This window comes from Nostoc sp. UIC 10607, assembly GCF_047228265.1.
In the GTDB taxonomy this organism is placed as follows: Bacteria; Cyanobacteriota; Cyanobacteriia; order Cyanobacteriales; family Nostocaceae; genus Nostoc; species Nostoc foliaceum_A.
The window spans coordinates 1-19330 of sequence record NZ_JBIQNW010000004.1 but is presented as its reverse complement, the minus strand read 5'-3'; the positions used below and the strand labels follow the sequence as shown (position 1 = coordinate 19330).

General features: G+C 42.0%; 14 protein-coding genes. 10 read left to right on the top strand and 4 right to left on the bottom strand.

Annotated elements, in window-relative coordinates; translation table 11 throughout:
* Positions 1-33: 33 nt before the first annotated feature.
* Positions 34-1356, bottom strand: coding sequence for a CmpA/NrtA family ABC transporter substrate-binding protein (locus ACEYW6_RS04955; RefSeq protein ID WP_412978854.1), 1323 nt, complete (start codon positions 1354-1356; stop codon positions 34-36).
* Between the two features lie 156 nt (positions 1357-1512).
* Positions 1513-3096 (bottom strand): ferredoxin--nitrite reductase, encoded by a 1584-nt coding sequence (locus tag ACEYW6_RS04950; protein WP_412978853.1) that lies wholly within the window; start codon positions 3094-3096, stop codon positions 1513-1515.
* A gap of 498 nt (positions 3097-3594) precedes the next feature.
* Between ACEYW6_RS04950 and ACEYW6_RS04945 the strand changes: the two genes are divergently transcribed.
* Together ACEYW6_RS04945 and ACEYW6_RS04940 are read left to right on the top strand one after the other, a co-directional pair.
* Entirely contained in the window at positions 3595-4008 is a 414-nt protein-coding gene (locus tag ACEYW6_RS04945; RefSeq protein WP_412978852.1) for a ubiquinol-cytochrome c reductase iron-sulfur subunit, read from the top strand.
* Positions 4009-4234: 226 nt separating this feature from the next.
* Positions 4235-5575, top strand: coding sequence for a HEAT repeat domain-containing protein (locus tag ACEYW6_RS04940; protein WP_412978851.1), 1341 nt, complete (start codon positions 4235-4237; stop codon positions 5573-5575).
* A gap of 385 nt (positions 5576-5960) precedes the next feature.
* Here ACEYW6_RS04940 and ACEYW6_RS04935 read toward each other — a convergent pair whose 3' ends face one another.
* Both ACEYW6_RS04935 and ACEYW6_RS04930 read right to left on the bottom strand, forming a co-directional pair.
* Positions 5961-6560 (bottom strand): DsbA family protein, encoded by a 600-nt coding sequence (locus ACEYW6_RS04935; RefSeq protein ID WP_412978850.1) that lies wholly within the window; start codon positions 6558-6560, stop codon positions 5961-5963.
* Between the two features lie 248 nt (positions 6561-6808).
* Positions 6809-7414 (bottom strand): flavodoxin family protein, encoded by a 606-nt coding sequence (locus ACEYW6_RS04930; protein WP_412978849.1) that lies wholly within the window; start codon positions 7412-7414, stop codon positions 6809-6811.
* A gap of 97 nt (positions 7415-7511) precedes the next feature.
* Between ACEYW6_RS04930 and ACEYW6_RS04925 the strand changes: the two genes are divergently transcribed.
* The 8 genes from ACEYW6_RS04925 to trpC all read left to right on the top strand — a co-directional run bounded on the left by ACEYW6_RS04925 (position 7512) and on the right by trpC (position 19216).
* Positions 7512-7889, top strand: a complete 378-nt coding sequence (locus tag ACEYW6_RS04925) for a winged helix-turn-helix transcriptional regulator (protein WP_412978848.1) — start codon at positions 7512-7514, stop codon at positions 7887-7889.
* A 127-nt stretch (positions 7890-8016) separates the two neighbouring features.
* The gene (locus tag ACEYW6_RS04920; RefSeq protein WP_412978847.1) at positions 8017-9120 is read left to right on the top strand and encodes a PEP-CTERM sorting domain-containing protein; all 1104 of its coding nucleotides are present in this window, start codon (positions 8017-8019) and stop codon (positions 9118-9120) included.
* Between the two features lie 832 nt (positions 9121-9952).
* Positions 9953-11746 carry a thiamine pyrophosphate-dependent enzyme gene (locus ACEYW6_RS04915; RefSeq protein WP_412978846.1) on the top strand — a complete coding sequence of 598 codons (1794 nt, stop codon included), beginning with the start codon at positions 9953-9955 and terminating at the stop codon, positions 11744-11746.
* A gap of 111 nt (positions 11747-11857) precedes the next feature.
* Positions 11858-12907, top strand: a complete 1050-nt coding sequence (gene scyB / locus ACEYW6_RS04910) for a tryptophan dehydrogenase ScyB (RefSeq protein ID WP_412978845.1) — start codon at positions 11858-11860, stop codon at positions 12905-12907.
* A gap of 53 nt (positions 12908-12960) precedes the next feature.
* On the top strand, positions 12961-13908 hold the full coding sequence (gene scyC, locus ACEYW6_RS04905) for a scytonemin biosynthesis cyclase/decarboxylase ScyC (protein WP_412978844.1): 948 nt from the start codon (positions 12961-12963) through the stop codon (positions 13906-13908).
* A gap of 241 nt (positions 13909-14149) precedes the next feature.
* Positions 14150-15370, top strand: a complete 1221-nt coding sequence (locus ACEYW6_RS04900) for a ScyD/ScyE family protein (RefSeq protein WP_412978843.1) — start codon at positions 14150-14152, stop codon at positions 15368-15370.
* A 628-nt stretch (positions 15371-15998) separates the two neighbouring features.
* Positions 15999-18203, top strand: a complete 2205-nt coding sequence (locus ACEYW6_RS04895; protein WP_412978842.1) for an anthranilate synthase — start codon at positions 15999-16001, stop codon at positions 18201-18203.
* A gap of 101 nt (positions 18204-18304) precedes the next feature.
* Entirely contained in the window at positions 18305-19216 is a 912-nt protein-coding gene (trpC, locus tag ACEYW6_RS04890; RefSeq protein WP_412978841.1) for an indole-3-glycerol phosphate synthase TrpC, read from the top strand.
* The last annotated feature ends 114 nt before the right edge of the window (positions 19217-19330 follow it).

Sequence of the window (19330 nt, the reverse complement as noted above, 5' to 3'; positions counted from 1 at the left end):
ATGTTAGATATTTCATTATCCCTAAAAGCTTCATTAAACCTTCTTAATTTTTAAACTTTGCAAATATTCCTCTGGTTTCTCAGGGTCAAATTTTACACCATCGAAGAAAGTCTCAACTCCACGAGAACTACTATTAGGAATTTCAGAATCAGCAACACCAATAGCTTTAGCTGCTTGTTTCCACAAGTCCTCTTTATTCACTTGATTAACTATTTCCTGAACCTTAGTATCTTTTGGTAAATAGCCCCAGCGAATTTCTTCTGTTAAAAACCAAATATCATGACTTTTGAAAGGATAGGAGGCATTATCTACCCAGAATTTCATCGGATGTGAAAAGTTTTGCTCAGTCCGTCCATCACCGAAGTCAATATTGCCTTTAGACCTTTCTAAAATATCTGCAACAGCAACGTTAAAGTATTTCCGGTCAGAACAGATTTTGCACATCTCCTCTTTATTTTCGGCGCGATCGCACCATTGTTGAGCTTCCAAAACTGCCATCAACAATGCCTGTGCAGCATTAGGATTTTGATCAACCCAATCTTTCCGCATCGCAAAGGCTTTTTCTGGGTGATCTTTCCACAACTCGCCTGTAACTAAAGCTGAATAACCTAATTTTTGGTTGACCAATTGAGCATTCCAAGGCTCTCCCACACAGAAAGAATCGATAGTGCTGACTTTCATATTTGCCACCATTTGCGGTGGTGGTACAGGTGATAAAACCACATCTTGATCTGGATTAATACCGCCAGCTGCCAGCCAATAGCGCATCCATAAATCGTGGGTGCCGCCAGGAAAGGTCATACCAAACTTCAAGGCTTTTTGCTCGGCTTTGGCAAGACTCGCAGCTTCTTTTAGCGCCTTACTTTCTAATTTTACATTCAGGTTTTTAAATTTATTTGCAACAGAAATAGCCTGACCATTGGTATTTAATCTTGCCAAAAGATACATTGGCACTTTATCGTTGATGGTCATCAAATAAGGCATGGGGCTGAGGATGTGTGCGCCATCAATACCACCGCCAGATGAGCCGATTTTCAAGTTATCACGGGTGACAGGCCAAGATTTTTGCTTGATTACTTCAACATCAGTCATGCCGTATTTGGCAAAGAAACCCTTTTCTTTAGCAATAATTAGGGGAGCAGCATCAGTTAGAGCAATGAATCCTAATTTGGCTTTGGTTGTTTCTACTTTTGGCGCATTAGCTACTTTAGAGACATTGGCAGCTGGAGCCGCAGAGGGTGCATTACCACCTGTTGAGGCTGTATTGCTACCGGAAGAACAACCATGAGCCAGGATCGAAGCCGCTGCCGCAGTAGTGGTGGTTAAAATAAATTTTCTACGCGAAATATTTTTCATTTTTCCTTGATTTTTTGTCATTTGTTAAGCACTAGCAATTAAGTAGCGAGGCGTAAATAAATTCAAGTTTGTAGTAAGGACTTTAGTCCTAATAATCCTTGCTCACCCACTACGAACTAAGATTTTATTTCCTATTTCACGCTCCCTACCTACTTACTAACTGTTAATTACTAAAGCTTCTTGTTTGAGTTTTGCCCCAAAGTTTTTGATTAGTAATTCTTGCAATACTGGCTGCAAATCTTCGCATGGTATGCCTTTGATAACGCAAGTTCCTAAATGGGCATCTTTGCCAACTTTGCCACCCATATATATGTCAACACCTTCCAAGGTTTTGCCATTTTTGCGAGTTTTAGTTCCCATCAAGCCGATGTCTGCAACTTGGGGTTGTCCGCAGGAGTTGGGGCATCCTGTCCAGTGAATTCGCACTGGTTTGGTGAAGGTTAAGTCTTCTTCTAAGGCTTTAATCATTTCCAGGGCGCGGTTTTTGGTTTCGATGAGGGCAAAGTTGCAAAATTGTGCGCCTGTGCAAGATACTAGCGATCGCGTCAGCAAACCTGGATCAATAGAAAACCTTTGCAGCAACGGTTCTGTTAAAAATGTTGCTAAACGCGAATCAGAAATATTGGAGATAACGATGTTTTGCTCAACTGTAAAGCGGATTTCGCTACTGCCGTAAACTTCCGCTAGCCGGGCTATTTCAAACATATCTTCGGCATACAGCCTACCGACGGGAATGTGCAAGCCTGCGTAATTTAATCCTGGTTGTTTTTGTTTATATACCCCGATATGGTCGCGTTTTTCCCAGTCGATTTCGTCTTTTGCTGCTGCGGGTAATAATGATTTACCCAAACGGCTTTCTACTTCTGCTCGAAACTTTTCTAAACCCCATTCATCAATTAGCCACATCAGGCGTGATTTTTGCCGATTAGCACGCGGCCCATGATCACGAAAGACTTCCAAAACCGCTCTACATACAGCTACCACATCTTCTGGAAGTACCCAAGCATTCAGAGGAATCGCCGCCTCACAACGTTTAGCTGAGAAAAAGCCACCTACGAGGATGTTAAAACCGAATATTGGTGCTTGGGAAAATTCTTGCTCTGTCCCTTCCTGAAATGCTGGAACAAAAGCTAAATCGTTAATTTCAGCGTGAACTGAATTGTCTCTTCCACCTGCGATCGCAATATTAAACTTCCGTGGTAAGTTGCTAAACTCTGGGTTCCCTTCGCCTTTGTTGGTGAGCATATCTTGAATTTGCTGTACCAACTCTCGTGTGTCATACAACTCATCTGCATCCAACCCCGCCACAGGATCGCCTGTGATATTGCGGACGTTATCCATCCCTGATTGGATAGTGGTTAAACCAACTGCGTGAAATCTATTAAAGATATCTGGTAAATCTTCAATTCTGATCCCCCGTAATTGGATATTCTGTCTCGTAGTAATGTCAGCACAGCCATCATCACCGTAACGCTGCACTACTTGGGCTAAAACACGTATCTGACTGCTGGTGAGAATACCGTTGGGCATCCGCAACCGCATCATAAACTTACCTGGGGTGACTGGGCGAAAAAACACACCCACCCATTTGAGTCGATGATCCCGATCGATTTCGTCCATTGCTTCCCAGCCCAAGGCGGCAAATTTCTCTATCTCACCCCTGATGGCGAGTCCATCTTTTTGCGCCTTGAATTTCTCGAACTTATTGAGGCTGGTAGTGGTAGTTGCTGTGTCTGTCATGATCTGACTCTCAATGAAAATTACTGAATATGCTGATAATTGCTCAATATCAATCAAGCCGTAGTTTCATCAGGTGTTGTATCTACGAGGATTAGGGAATAAAAACTTAATATTTGCTTACCGTTGATTATTTTTACTTAAGAACATTCCAAGGCTAAACTCCAAATCCGTGATTAGTTAAGGAAAACTTGTCGCTATTTACATCTTGGAAATTTGTCAAGCAGGTTTAAAGAGTGTTTATGTAACAATTTCGATACTCATAAGTTAAAGGCAGATTTATGTTAAAATCGTATAAATTGTTACGGTTTTTTGGTAAAATTGCTGAAATTGAATAAATAAGATGCATTTTTTGCATCAAAGCCAGCCAATGTCCCACGCAAACCGCTTAATGATGAGTATTTGAAATGATCAAAGGGATTTTGGATTGCCATAGAGCAATTCTGAATCCAAAATTGAGTGGCAAATATTAGCTAAAACTTAGATATTATTTCAGCAGCTATGAAACGTCGTGATTTTATTAATTGGGTAGGTTTGGGTGGGATAGCAAGTTCCCTACCTATAGCGATCGCAGCTTGTTCTTCTGGGACAACTTCAGCAACTGGAGATTGGCAAACAGTAGGAACTTCGGCAGAATTAGATAAAACAGGTCAATTGCTGGCGAAAAACTCACCTGCTGGGCCTGTGTTGGTAGTCGGTACATCTAAAAATGCAAATCTGACTGCTGTTAACCCTACCTGTCCTCACGCAAATTGCACTGTAGCATGGCAAGCTGAAGCAAAAAAATTCGCCTGTCCCTGTCATGGTTCGGAATTTGGCATTGATGGTAAAGTGCAAAAAGGGCCTGCGACAGAAGCGCTTAAAACTTACGCCGCCAAAATTGAGGGCAATTCAGTTGTAGTCAAGCCAAGTTAAAATAATTCGTAATTCGTAATTCGTAATGACGCTCGCGGACTCGCTACCGCTACGCTAACGTAATTCGTAATTTTTAATATGAACTTTAGTGCTTAAATCAGAGAGGAAGCATCTGCTAAAAATTTGTGTAATGATGTACTAAAATGCAGAGTAAGGGCAGTTAAAAGCAGCGATTTATTTACGAATTTGTACTTTTCTTGTATTCATATAATTCACGATTCAGGGTATGGTGAGTAATATCAATCAGCTTTTAGTGCAAGCCCAAACAGCACATGATATGGCTGATTGGTCATCACTCATTCAATATTTACAACAATTAATTTTAGGGACAGATTCGGAACATCTAGAGATAGTTAAAAATCAAGAATATCTGCTGACATTAGCATTTTCAATGTTAGAGATGGGGGATTTTCAACAGCGCTGGGAAATGACCAAGATGTTGACTCACTTGGGGAATATTGCCATCCCACCACTCATTGAGATATTAGAAGATGAAGACGCAGAAGAAGAATTGCGTTGGTATGCAGCACGGACTTTAGGCGAATTTCAGCACCCAGATGCGATCGCACCCTTAGTTGAATTATTAAAAACCGATGAGGATGAAGAAATTAAAGCGATCGCAGCTACAGCACTGGGGCAAATGGGTACTGTTGCGATCGCTGCACTCTCTGAACTTTTATTAGATGAAGATACAAGGCTTTTAGCAGTGCGATCGCTTTCCTGTATTCCCCAAACGGAAACCATCACACCGTTATTGAGTGTAGTGCAAGATTCACAAGCAACAATCCGCACTGCTGCAATTGAAGCCCTCAGCAGCTTTCATGACGAACGTGTTCCACCAGTATTGTTAAACGCCTTGGATGATATAGCTCCCACAATTAGGCGTGCAGCAGTGCTTGGTTTAGGTTTTCGCCCCGACTTACGCCAAGCATTAGATTTGGTGACAAGACTGCAACCTAAGCTTTACGACTTTAATCTTGATGTTTGTTGTGCAGCCGCAGTTTCCCTTTCCCGGATGGGTTGTGATGATGCAGCCAAAAACTTATTTAATCTGCTAATCTCACCTCATACACCGATAACGCTGCAATTAGAAACCATCCGGGCTTTAAGTTGGGTGGGAACACCATCCAGTTTGGAATATTTGCAAACAGCATTTAATCAAATCACTTCAGAGACACTTTGGCAAGAAATTGTTACAGTTCTGGGGCGTGTGCAAAAGCCGCAAACTACACAAGCCGCAGAAATTTTACTGCAAATATTGCGATGCCTTTCCTACGGAACGCTACGCGAACGGCGAGCTTCGCTAACGCAGCATCCAGCCACAGAGACTGCTAGCTTTAAAAGTTCGATCGCTTTATCTTTAGGGCAGTTAGGCGAAATGCAAGCTATTGAACCATTGATTTCGCTGCTAGCTGATCCTAATGCATCGGTGAGACTACATGCGATCGCTGCACTGAAAAATCTGGATAGTGAAGCCACATATCAACAATTGCAGCAGTTAGCAAATAACACCGCACTCTCACCAGATTTGCAACAAGGAATAGCGATCGCTTTGGCTGAGTGGTAATTTTTCTCAATGGCCGCATTGATGTGCGTCAAAATAATTCATATTTATTAATAATTTGCCACGGAAGTATAGGGGTTTTTTGAGTGCCTGCGATCGCTTCCACAAATATTAAGAAAGTTCAGGCAGAAGGGAAGAATGTTTCAGCCCAATAAGCTTGGGTTAAGGCTAAAAACTAAAACTGGCGTATTGGGTTTTAGCCTAGTTTATCTTTCTTTACCTAGTTTGGTTTTAGGGATTTCCAACAAATGAATTATCCAATTTTGTGGGGTATTTTTTTATTTGGAAGTCCCTGATTGTGCCGACTTACTTCATTCACCTGCAAACTACTATATCTATCTATCAATAAATTTAGTTACTCTGTACACACAATTATGAATTATTTTGGTCAAGCCACAAGGTATTGTTTGATCTCTTCTGTGCCTCCAATATAGTTACCATCGACAAAATAGCTAGGGACACTCCGAATGCCTCTCATTTGAGCATTCCGTACCTCCTGCTCGATAATCTCGCGCAAGTCGCCGCTTTCAAGCATTGCACGGGTTTCGTCCTTTGGCAGACCTTGTTCAACGGCGATTTCCAAGAGTACTGACTGTTTTTGGATTTCTCGGTTTTCCAAGAAATAGGCCTCCATCAGTGCCGTAGCAATCTTGCCGGACGCACCAAAACGTTCTGCGAACAGTACCAGACGATGACCATCCATAGAGGGCGGATAAGTCTTCAAATTATCAAAGTTGAAATTGAGACCGTAACGCTGTGCAAATTGCTCCAAATGCCGCATCATTGGCTTCGATCTCTCACCATATTTTGCTGCATGGTAAGTTGGGAATGGCACACCCTGTCCTGTAATCTGGGGATCGAGAATAAATGGGCGCCGTTTGACCATCGGAGGATCGGATAGTTCTGTCAATGCAGTCGTCAAAATGCGTTCACCGATCAGGCAGAAAGGACAAACTAAGTCATAGACGATTTCTATCTCTTTAATCATTATGCTACTGCTCTGTTAGCTAAGGTAGACCAATTTTGCTGTGACAATTGCTCTGCAATTTGACCAGCGCTGCTGACGGATAGACTACTAGCAAAGAGACCATTTGAGCATAGAACCATCCATAGCAAGCGCTCACTTCATTACCTATAGAATCACCGATGTTTGCATTCAAATCGGCAGCAAAATCAGCCAGTGATTCATGTGAAATTAATAGCGAAAAACTAAAGATACTAACTGGAATGTAAGATTTAAATCGCAACCAGTTGATTGCTCCAACGCTTTACAGTTGTCCCAATGCGTTGTCCATAGTTCTCGGCTGTCAAGCGATCGCCTGGATCTAAAGTCGCCTCAGCTCCACTCATATCCATTGGGCTTTGTCCCATAATACCCAAAAATGAACCTAGCCGATTCAAGCCATCGGTTTTACCCAGATAGTGACTGGGAAAATCGCCCGCACCTACCCAAATCATGCTGTGTTGAGCGGCATTAATTGCTAAGTAAAGCAGCGTTCCTTGCTTGTCTCCACTGAGAGAACTAGAATGCGTAAAACCACCAGCGATTTTATCCTTCCATTGCTGTGTAAACCAAACTTGGCTGGCCGCATCTAAGAAGGCTTTAAACTGAGCAGCAACCCCGCCCATATAGGTTGGAGACCCAAACACAATAGCATCTGCCCGATTCAGTTTTTCCATAATCGTGGCATCTTGCCAGCGACCATTGACAATTTGTTCTCCTGTAATTTGTAGTAATTCAACCTCTGTTCCCACCAATTTACTGGCTCCTTCAGCTATAGCTTGAGCCATGAGATGAGTATGACCAGTACCTGAAAAATATACAATTGCTACTGTAGACATAATAACTTGACCTGTAATTATTGCATTTTACTGTTTGAGATAGATAGTAAAAGCAACACTTCCTAAAAGTAAAGTAGGCACCTTCAGGTAATTACCCATGTCTTATCCTTCTAAAGATCCCAGCCCTTGCCCAGTCAGTATTTTGATTGCTGTTCTGTCTGGACCCTGGACGGTGTCCATTCTATGGGTATTATTTACCAACGGACCAACTCGTTTTGGTGCGTTGAAGCGTCGGGTAGACGGGGTTTCGACCAAAGTCTTAACAGAGCGTTTAAGGATGTTGGAACACAAAGGGATTCTTTATCGCCATCATGAGCCAACTGTCCCGCCGCAAGTTACATACAGTTTAACGGAGTTGGGGCAGGAGTTAGTCTTTATCCTTAAGCAATTAAATGATCTTGCACAACATTCGTATGCTGACCAATCAAAGGTAAATTACGAATCTGAATTAGCGCTTGTATTGCAAAAACTATAAAGCAAGTAAAAATTTTCCGATACTTGCATAAATCCTGCGTCTTCCCCTGATAAAACTACGACAGTTGTTCGATGTAGTAAACTCTTCATAACTGTCAATTTTTTATACTGTAAAAGCAATGAAAACCATGCTCCGATCACATTCTGTATGGCTTGTTCCAGTAGTTCTCACGTCAATCGGTTTCGGGCTGAATGCTGGAGCGACAAAAGCGCAGACAAATTACACAGTTAGCGCTAACTTTTACGACGGAAAAATGAACATTGACCAAAAATCAGATCTTAATCTGAGCTACAGATTGTTGGTCAATAGCTATACTACCAACAGTGTCAAAGAATACGACGCAATTACGGGGGAGTTTGTCAAAGACTTCGTGACTTCCGGTAGTGGCGGGCTGGGCGAACCTACAGGCTTGACCGTTGGCCCTAACGGCAACCTCTTCGTCATCTCCTTTACTGACAATAGTGTAAAACAGTACAGCGGCATTACGGGGGAGTTCATCGCTGACTTTGTACCTTCCGGCAGTGGCGGACTGAATCAACCCTATAACTTGATTTTTGGTCCTAACGGCGATCTCTTCGTTAGCTCTTCTGCTAACAATAGTGTAAAACAGTACAGCGGAATTACGGGGGAATTCATCAAAGACTTTGTACCTTCCGGCAGTGGAGGTCTGAGTGTAACCGATGATGTGACTTTCGGCCCCAATGGTAACTTCTTCACCACTTCCTTTGGGAGTAGCGGTGTCAAAGAGTACAACGGAATTACGGGGGAGTTCGTCAGAGACTTCGTGCCTACTGGCAGTGGCGGGTTAAATTCGCCCATAGGCTTCGTCTTCCACGACGATAGCCTCTTAGTCGCTTCATTTGGAACCGATAGTGTAAAACAGTACAACGCAATTACCGGGGAGTTCGTCAAAGACTTCGTGCCTTCTGGCAGTGGTGGGTTAAAATTGCCCGTAGGCTTGACTTACAGTCCCTACGGTAACCTCTTCGTCAGCGGCTTTGGAGACGACAAAGGTATCAAACAGTACGATGGAACTACGGGAGAGTTCATCTCTGACTTTGTGCTTCCTGGCAGCGGTGGGTTGAAGTCACCCGCTTACCTAATCTTCGCTCCGATAGTGGCGAAAGTTCCAGAACCCATTTCTGTCATTGGCTTGTTAGCGGTTGCTGCTTTCGCATCTAAGATGCTGAAGCGCAAGCGCCAAGAATATCTCGTACCTAGTGTGCATTAGTGACAAGATAAAAGCGAGTCAATTTTGTCAATACATCTAAGAGGATGTTTTAAAAGGGTATTTTTCTTTCATATGATCGCGGCAAAGAATCTCACTACATGGTGAGAACCTTGATTTTTCTTTGCAATTGACCCAAATGAAAAGGGAAAAATTCCACCTGTCAGGACTTTTAAAACAATCTCTAAGTATAGAAATAATTCTGCATAAGAATGATAATTTTAATAGTGGGGAGAGAGGCAACTAACGCTTGCCTCTCTCCCTATCCCTTTATATGATTATTATCAATAAGCTTCCAGGTAACTACCAGCCATCACGCACAAGAAAACTACTATTACCAGATGGGGCTAAGAGACAGAATTCTTAACTTACTGTTAATAGTAGCAGTGAGGCTCGGATCACTTTTTCTTTCAAGCATCTTCTAAAAGCCCCTTGACTAAAGAAAAGACAGAAACTAGGTTTGGAGCTTTATTTTTTAACATTATAGCTAGAATTATCTCTTTTCAATGAAAGTCTTATGTAGCAAGAATTATTGTTTTTTTATCTGGAGAGAGGAATAAAAAAGCGTTAAACCAATAAAAAATACGCTTTACCATTTAGCGTTTGGGTAAAATATCAGATTTGCTGATTTGGCCTTTGTAAAAGTGATGGGCAAAGTAGGTAACGTAACCCGTTAACGTAAAAATTTTCCGATAGTTGCATAAATCTTACGTCTTCCCCTGATAAAAGTACAAAGGTTCAAATCGGCAGGTGAAGTTTCCGGGTGTCACAACCGAATTGACTAAGCAGTATTCAAAAAACAAAATCTCGTATTGAAATCCAAATGAGAGATCATATGACTATTTCCAAAACTCTTTTACACGCAAGTAGTACTGAGTCATACAAGAATTTTGCATCTATCAGTACGGCTGAATCAAAAACAGCCCAACAAATATCAGTTGCAGATGCAATTATCCAAATGCTAGAAAATTTGGGTGTGCGTCGCGCTTTTGGCCTCATGGGAGGTGGTATGGCCCACCTTTGGAAAGCGCTATCGAATAGTGATATGCAGGTGTTGAATTTTCGTCATGAAGGAGGAGCTGCTTTTGCGGCAGTTGAGGCTTACTTTGCCAGTGGTAGCCCTAATATAGTATTCACCACAACAGGCCCAGGCATCAGCAACGCCCTCACAGGCTTATTAGCTGCCCGTAATGAAGGTGCAAAGGTGATTCTTTTGTCGGCTAGCACCTCAGCATCACAGCGCGGACGCCGCGCAATTCAGGAAACCACCATCGAGACATTGCCCAGCGCAGGAATTTTTAGCCCAGGAATGCCCTTCAACTATGCAACCATCGTTGAATCTGCTGCTCAACTCCCACAGATTTTTCGCCAACTTGCTATTGGTTTGGCACAACCAGGAGGGTTTGTTGCACATTTAAGCATTCCCAACGATGTGCAGTCAATTTTAGTTGATCGTATATCCTTACCCCAGGTTGATTTTTCCAGTTATCGGATTACACCTTCCCCGAAAGCGATCGCTAAATCTGTTGAATTATTATCTTCTGGCCCCTTTGCAATTTGGGTCGGGTTCGGTGCCCGTGATGCAGCAGAAGAAATCCGCCAACTTGCCGAAAGAACTGGTGCAGCAGTTATGTGCTCACCCCGTGGTAAAGGCATCTTTCCCGAAGATCATCCCCAGTTTGTGGGTGTCACCGGTTGGGGTGGTCAAGCTTCTGTGATCACTTATATGCAAGAACAAACTCCTTTACGCATACTCGTACTAGGAACACGTCTTGGTGAACCGACTTCTTTCTGGCGTCAAGACATGGTTCCCCCAAGAGGCTTCGTACATGTGGACATCAACCCAGAAGTACCAGGAGTATCCTATCCATATGCTGAAACTTTCCCTATTCAGTCTGATATCAAAGCCTTCGTAGAGGAACTCTTGAAGCAATTACCAGAGGCTTCTTCTTGTCCAACAACATTATCGCTACCTCGTCCAGAACGCAAAGTAATGGAGCCTAGTGCAGGCTATCCAGTACGGTCAGAAGTTTTGATAGAGGAAATTCAAAAAGTAATCGTTGAGGGTAGTGATGCCCTAGTTATATCAGAGGCGGGTAATTCGTTTATTTGGGCAAATCATCTACTGCAATTTTCACAACCAAATCGTTACCGAGTCAGCACTGGATTCGCCGCAATGGGTCAAGCCGTCACCGGAGTTGTAGGTGCAGCACTAGCCCGGAATGGCAAAGCTGTAGCTATTGTTGGAGATGGGGCAATGCTGATGAATAACGAAATTAGCACAGCTGTGAGATACAAGATTCCTGCCGTCTGGATTGTACTTAACGATGGTCATTACAATATGTGCCATCAAGGTATGACATCGTTGGGATTTCAGGGTGCAGATGCGACAATTCCACAGACAGATTTCGTCTTAATTGCTCGTGGTATGGGAGCAGAAGGTATCAGAGTCGAGAAAGAGTCAGATTTGCAAGCAGCACTAGAGCAAGCGATCGCCTCCACTGTTCCTTTTGTAGTCGATGTAGTAATTGACCCCAGTCGAAGTGCACCTTCTCAAGGACGTAATCAAACTTTAACAGCACCAGGAGTTCAATCAAGTGCAGTTAAGAGTCTCACAAATTTCCATTAGTTTGAACCTCTAGCATTATCATTAATCCAAAATCACGCCACTTGCTACAACTGTAAAAACTCAAACAACGCAGTGGCTCTAAAATGAAAAATCAATCATTGGGAGACGAATATGAAGCTATTTGAAACTGTTAGAGAAATGGGTCATGAGCAAGTTCTCTTTTTTAATGACACCAATCCAGATATTAAGGTAATTATTGCCATCCATAACACTAACTTAGGCCCAGCAATGGGCGCGACAAGACTATTCCCTTATGTCAATGAGGAAGCTGCATTAAAAGATGCTCTTCGTCTAAGTCGTGGTATGACCTACAAAGCTGCCTGTGCTAATATTCCTGCTGGTGGGGGAAAAGCGGTCATTATTGCTAAACCTGAACATAAAACAGAAGAACTTCTCCGAGCATATGGGCGTTTTGTTGATAGTCTTAAGGGACGTTTTATTACTGGACAAGATATGAATATAACCCCGCAAGATGTCCGAGTAATAGGTCAAGAAACCAAATATGTAGTTGGAGTATCAGAAAAGTCCGGCGGTCCCGCCCCTATAACCGCACAGGGAGTATTTTTAGGAATTAAAGCTGCTGTAGAGTTTCATTTACCTAACCAAGGATTTGATGGACTCAAGGTTGCAGTTCAAGGTTTAGGAAATGTAGGCAAAAATCTCTGTCGTCAATTATATGAACATGGTGTAAAACTGTTTGTTAGCGATATAAATCCCGACAAAGCAGAGGAAGTAAAACGTTTGTTTGGTGCTACTGTTGTGGAAGCTGATGAAATATACTCTTTAAATGTAGATGTATTTTCTCCTTGTGCCTTTGGAGGAATTCTCAACAGTCAAACAATTCCTTTGTTGCAAGCTAAAATTATTGCTGGTGCTGCTAATAATCAACTAGAGAATGAGATTGTGCATGGCAAAATGCTTGCTGAAAAAGGAATTCTTTATGCTCCCGATTATGTAATTAATGCCGGAGGATTAATCAATGTTTACAACGAAATGATTGGCTACAATGAAGAAAAAGCTTTCAGGCAGCTAAATAATATCTACGATACCCTGCTAGAGATTTTTGACATATCCCAAAAGCAGCAAATTACTACCAATGAAGCTTCTAAACAACTGGGAGAAGCACGAATTAAAAAGGGTGAAAATCAAAAGACAATATGATTTTCACTAAGAAAACCATGACTTTTTACTAAAATACATTCAAGGAGTTAACAATGGAAAAAAATACCTTTGCGACATCTGCTTTTATTGCCACCTCAGCAGAAAATGCCTTCGATTACCTTTGCAATTTAAAAAATTTGGATGATTGGACACTCTTTAGCCGGATGAAAGAGCAAATTGACGAAGATACCTGGCTTGGAACTGCATCTGCCTATCAGAACAAGCTCTACTATCACGTTAAAAAGCTGGAACACCCTCTTTTTTACGGCATTGAGTGGCACTGCGGGTTTGAATATAATAAGTACTTCCAAGTGTACCCTGTTCTGCTGTTTCCTCCAAGCTACATCGAACCGGGAACAGATGAGGAGGGTGTATACTTCCACTGGGTAAGCTTTGTCGATCCCAAGCGACGGACTCCAATGATGATCGAGGCAGTTGGCACGATACATACTTCTGAATGTCGTTCTCTCAAAGGTATTTTGGAGCGCAAAGCTGGTCATACCGCAGCAGTAGTGGGGCGCAACTTTATCGATAGTGAAACTATCTATATTGATGCTCCTATTGAAATGGGAGTCGAATACTTATCAAACCTGCGGAACATGGATGAATGGTCACATCTGCTGCATCCACATGGTGAGATTTCCCCCCAATCAGGTGAGTTTCTTGATGAATACGACCAGAAAGTAAAAGTCACACTGCAATTGCATAATCTGAACAAATACTACTTGCTTGAACAAGACTACTTCTATCCTGACTACGGATTTATTCAGCGCTCCCCTGTGATGCTTATCCCCGCTGCTTATGCTTTTGGCGATCCTTCTGCCTCTGGTTTCATCCAGCATCGGATCACATTCTGGAAAGTAGACCAGCCTTTGCCTCATGGCAAACTTCAGATTGAGGATTTTATGTCTGAGAGCATAAATATCAAGCGTTTGCTCGAAGCCAAAGCTGGCAACTTGGATACATTTGCCCGTGGAAGAAGTTATATACCAAAAGCTTAGTGGGGATTTGAAACTTTCTCATCAAATCAATGCCGATAATGTTTTAACTGGAGGCGTTTAACACGATTGTTATCACAACCTGCTTAATAAAAGTAGACTTTTAAGAAAACTATCCAGCACAACAAGGTAATTAGGTTAGCGTAAATGAAAACCATCTGGATAATTAAAGGTCTACTTTCTTTTGATAAAACTGCATTAGCTTAGGGTAAAGTATTGGATAGAATTTTGGTTTTTTGGACATATGAAAGTTAAGCAATTTCCTATTATCTTTCTGACATTGTGTATTACCGCTATTCTCGGAGCAAAAGCTGCTGAAGCTGCATCGCTTACAGTAGTTGCCGATGGTCTCGATAATCCACGAGGTCTCAGTTTTGGCCCTGATGGTAGTCTGTATATTACTGAATCAGGTACTGGAGGAAATGGTGCTTGCATACCATCACCCAGTGCCCAATTAGCTCCTTTATGTCTTGGCAACAGTGGTGCGATTACCAGAATTAAGGATGGGAAGCAAGAGCGTATACTGACAGGGTTCAGCTCTCTTGGACATCTGCCCACCGGTACTGAGGCCAGTGGTGTCCAGGATATCAAATTTGATTCCAAAGGCAATGCTTATCTTGTTTATAGTTTTGCTGGTGATCCAGGAAAGCGTAACTCTGTATTAAACGCTCCTGAAATGGGTCAATTCTACAAAATAGATTTGAACACAGGTTCATTGACAAGTATTGCTGATCTGGCAAATTTTGAACTCAATAATAATCCTGATCAAGGTGATTTGATTAGTAATCCCTATTCTGTGGCAATTAACGGCGATCTAGCTTATATAGCTGACCCGGGTGCGAACACTGTATATACTGTGGGACTCGATGGTAGTAATTTGACACCAATTGTGTTTCCTAATCAAACCGTAAAAAATCCCGACTTCCCACCTTTTATTCCCTCTTCCGAGCAACCTGATGAGCTTGTTCTTCAATCAGTACCCACAGCTATTGCAATTGGCCCTGATGGCGCTGCATATGTTAGCGAATTAACTGGTTATCCTTATCAAGAAGGTATAGCACGTATCTTTAAACTTGGGGATGATAATCAACCAACAGTTTTTGCTGATGGCTTTACGCAATTAACTGACTTGGACTTCGATGCTGCCGGAAACTTGTATGCTTTGCAGTACAATAATGAGTCTCCTTGGAAAGGTAGCAGAGATGGTTCTCTGATCCAACTTGCACCTGATGGGACTCGCACAACTCTCTGGAGTGGCGATGGCATCGAGTCAGCCGCTGCCTTCACTATTGGTCCTGATGGCGCTTTCTATATCAGCACCAAAGCTGATCTCCCAGGTGTAGGGAAAGTAGTAAGGCTTGATATCAAAACTGTTCCTGAACCCACTTCTACAACAGGTTTATTAGCAACTAGTGCTATAGGCGCAGCTATGATGCTGAAGCGCAAACGCAAGCAACTAGTCTAGGTACAGGATATACAAGATATTTGATTGATTAAGCTAATGGGCAAATAAGCTTGTATCTTGAAACAGTAGTCAGGTGCCAAAAGGCTTCTAGCTCCTGACTACCCCAATTAAGTAAACGGGCAAGAATAAATCAAACCATGTGTTTTGCAATGTCAATTTAATTAAAGGCTCATAGTAAGCGGCTCTAGCTGCTTACTATGAGCCTTTAATTATTCACACTTACTTGGCAATAATGGTAACTAGACAAAAGTAGACTTATAAAAATAAACAGTTTTGTGCCCCTGTCGTGTGTTGGATTCAAACAAGACCAATATGAACCTGCCAAAAATTATCCCATTTTATTGACACGCGATCGCTACTAAAATGGGGTGCTGCTGATGACAGCAGACTTCAGGACGAAACGAAATTTAAATAGTTTTTATTATTTGCATAAATCTCTAACTTCTTGCAGATAAGTTCATAGAAGTTCAGATGGAGAGCTTCAATTCAAGTTATTGCAACTATATTGACTACTTTATGATTCAAATATTGAGGTATTTTCACCTCAATACCTCAATATTTGAATAATAGGCTTTTGCGGGTTTAACTCTGTCGAATTCACATCCAAAAACTTTGAGAGGAATAGGAAATGTATTTAGATAACCATAACTACACAACTAAAGGTGAAATTCTTGTATCTCGCTCCGTGACCCAGACTTCCATAGAGACTGCTATTGATGATATTCTGTCACAGCTGGATTTTCAACGCGGAGGTTTACTAAAAAGCAGCTACGAATATCCAGGACGTTACAAGAGATGGGGAATAGGTTTTGTCAATCCACCCCTAGAACTTGTTACTAACTCCAACTCATTTACAATCAAGGCACATAACGAACGAGGTATGGTGCTACTTGTATATTTGGCAGAGCGTCTATGCAAGCATCCACAACTTGTTGGAGTTAACTTAGAGAATAGTTCTGTAACTGGCTCTATCCGACGAACAGAACGTTTATTTTCAGAAGAAGAAAGAAGTAGACAACCATCTGTCTTTAGTATTATTCGCGAAATTCTATATGCTTTTGAAAGCTTAGAAGATGAGCATTTGGGACTTTATGGTGCATTTGGCTACGACTTGGTTTTTCAGTTTGAGCAAATGCCAAAGTATCTTACTCGTCCAGAAGATCAGAAAGATTTAGTGCTGTATCTACCTGATGAACTGGTAATTATTGACTACTACCAACAACACGCGTTTCATTTGCAGTATGAATTCGATACCAAATACGGTAGTACTAGGGGTCTGCCTCGCAGTGGGGAAATTATTGATTACAAAGGTAAGGGCTATACCGCTACTCAAGCCTCTGACCACGCACCTGGTGAGTATGAGGAACAAGTTAACAAAGCACTCAATTATTTCCGTCGTGGTGATTTATTTGAAGTTGTTCCCAGTCAAAACTTCTTTAAAACCTGCGAAAGCTCTCCTAGCGAACTGTTCCGAACGCTACAGCAAATTAATCCCAGCCCCTATGGATTCATCTTTAATTTAGGTGGTGAGTATCTCATCGGTGCATCTCCAGAAATGTTTGTGCGTGTTGAAGGTAGACGTGTTGAAACCTGCCCAATCAGTGGTACAGTTCGCCGGGGAAAAGATGCGATTGATGATGCTGCTCAAATCCTGAAGTTGCTCAACTCACGCAAGGATGAATCTGAGTTAACCATGTGTACTGATGTTGACCGCAACGATAAGTCGCGGATTAGTGAGCCTGGGTCAGTAAGAGTAATCGGTCGCCGCCAAATTGAATTATACAGTCACTTAATCCATACAGTAGATCACGTTGAAGGCTTATTGCGACCAGAGTTTGATGCTTTGGATGCATTTCTTAGTCATCTGTGGGCAGTCACAGTCACGGGTGCACCAAAACGGGCAGCAATGCAGTTTATCGAGCAGCATGAGCATAGCCCTCGACGTTGGTATGGTGGAGCAGTTGGATACTTAACTTTTAAAGGCGATTTCAATACGGGTCTGATCTTGAGGACTATCCGACTTCAGGACTCGATTGCAGAAGTGCGAGTGGGTGCAACAGTTCTTTATGACTCTGAGCCAACAGCTGAAGCCCAGGAAACTCTCACTAAAGCTGCTGCCTTGTTTCAAACACTTGAACAGACTAGTCAGAGAAGTACTAATTTTGCAAGTAACTACAACATTAATTATCAGGCAATCAATTCAGGGCAAGGGAAACGCATCTTACTAATTGATTATGAAGACTCTTTTGTACACACACTAGCAAACTACATCCGTCAAACTGGTGCTACAGTCAAAACCCTACGACATGGCTTTTCGGAATCATTCTTTGATACAGAAAGTCCAGACCTTGTTGTTTTATCTCCCGGGCCAGGTAGACCTACTGATTTCCGTGTAGCACAGACAATTGCAGCCTGCACAAAACGGCAAATCCCCATCTTTGGTGTTTGTTTGGGATTACAGTCAATTGTTGAAGCTTTCGGAGGCAAACTGGGAGTTCTCGACTATCCCCAACATGGCAAAGTATCTCGCGTTTCTGTTGTAGCACCAAACTCTACAGCTTTTAAAGATTTACCATCATCATTTGAAGTCGGTAGATACCACTCGTTATTTGCTCTACCTGAAAGCCTTCCCAGAGAACTCAAAGTTACAGCCATGTCTGAAGATGGCGTGATTATGGGTATCGAACATCAAAAACTGCCAATTGCAGGTGTTCAGTTCCATCCAGAATCAATCATGACTCTAGGTGAAGGAGTAGGTTTGACGATTATTAAGAATGTAGTACATTCATACACAAGTAAAAAACTGGTCTCAGCTTTAGTAAATGGCATGTAATTAATTTTATGTAATTGCAGTTATGGCATTTTGTCATTGAATGCTATAAAACCAACTACTTAATCGCTAAAGCGATGACTAAGAAAGCATATTTCGTCTAAATGAGAACCTCTAGATATCCTATGCCAAATCCTCAGTATCAAACAACCCAGTCCTTTACTACCACTAGAATCAACAAGTCAGTGAGTATACAGTCGATAAAACCACATCATATTCTTGAGGAGATTGTATTGCACAAAAGGGAAGAGGTCGCCAAAAGACGCGAACAACTATCTCTAGAAGCACTAAAGAATCAAGCTAATGTTGCACCAGCACCACAAGATTTCCTAAGTGCCTTGTGCCAAAATCCCACCAAACCTAGCCTGATTGCAGAGGTAAAGAAAGCTTCACCTAGTAAAGGAGTAATCCGTACTGACTTTGATCCTGTTGAGATTGCTCAAGCATACGAGCGAGGCGGTGCTACCTGTATATCAGTGTTAACCGATGAGAAATTTTTCCACGGCAGTTTTGAAAATCTGCGGTTAATTAGAAAGAGTGTCGCACTACCCTTGCTTTGCAAAGAATTTATTATTGATCCTTACCAAATTTATCTTGCACGAGCCAATGGCGCAGATGCAGTGCTATTAATTGCCGCCATCTTATCCGATGAAGTTCTGCAAGATTTTCAGCAGATTGTTCAACATCTGGGGATGACAGCCTTAGTGGAAGTACATACTCTTGACGAACTTGACCGGGTGCTGGCATTACCAAATGTGAAATTGATCGGCATTAATAATCGCAATCTGGAAAACTTTATCGTTAATTTAGCAACAACTCAATCTCTATTGGCAGAACGTTTGGAAAAGTTAAAGACTTTAGGGATAACAGTTGTGAGTGAGTCTGGTTTATACACATCTGCTGATTTAGCTACAGTAGCTGAGTCGGGAGCTGATGCAGTCCTGATTGGAGAATCCTTGGTTAAGGCAACTGATTTAGAGCAGTCTGTGAGACATTTGTTAAATTTCCCCAACTAAATGTTCAAATACTTATTAACTTTCAGTAAATCATCAATATGACTTCTATCTCCGACTCCTTTAAAACTTTACGCGTTAGCAAAGCTCCTGTGCAGGAGGCTCGCCAACAGTGTG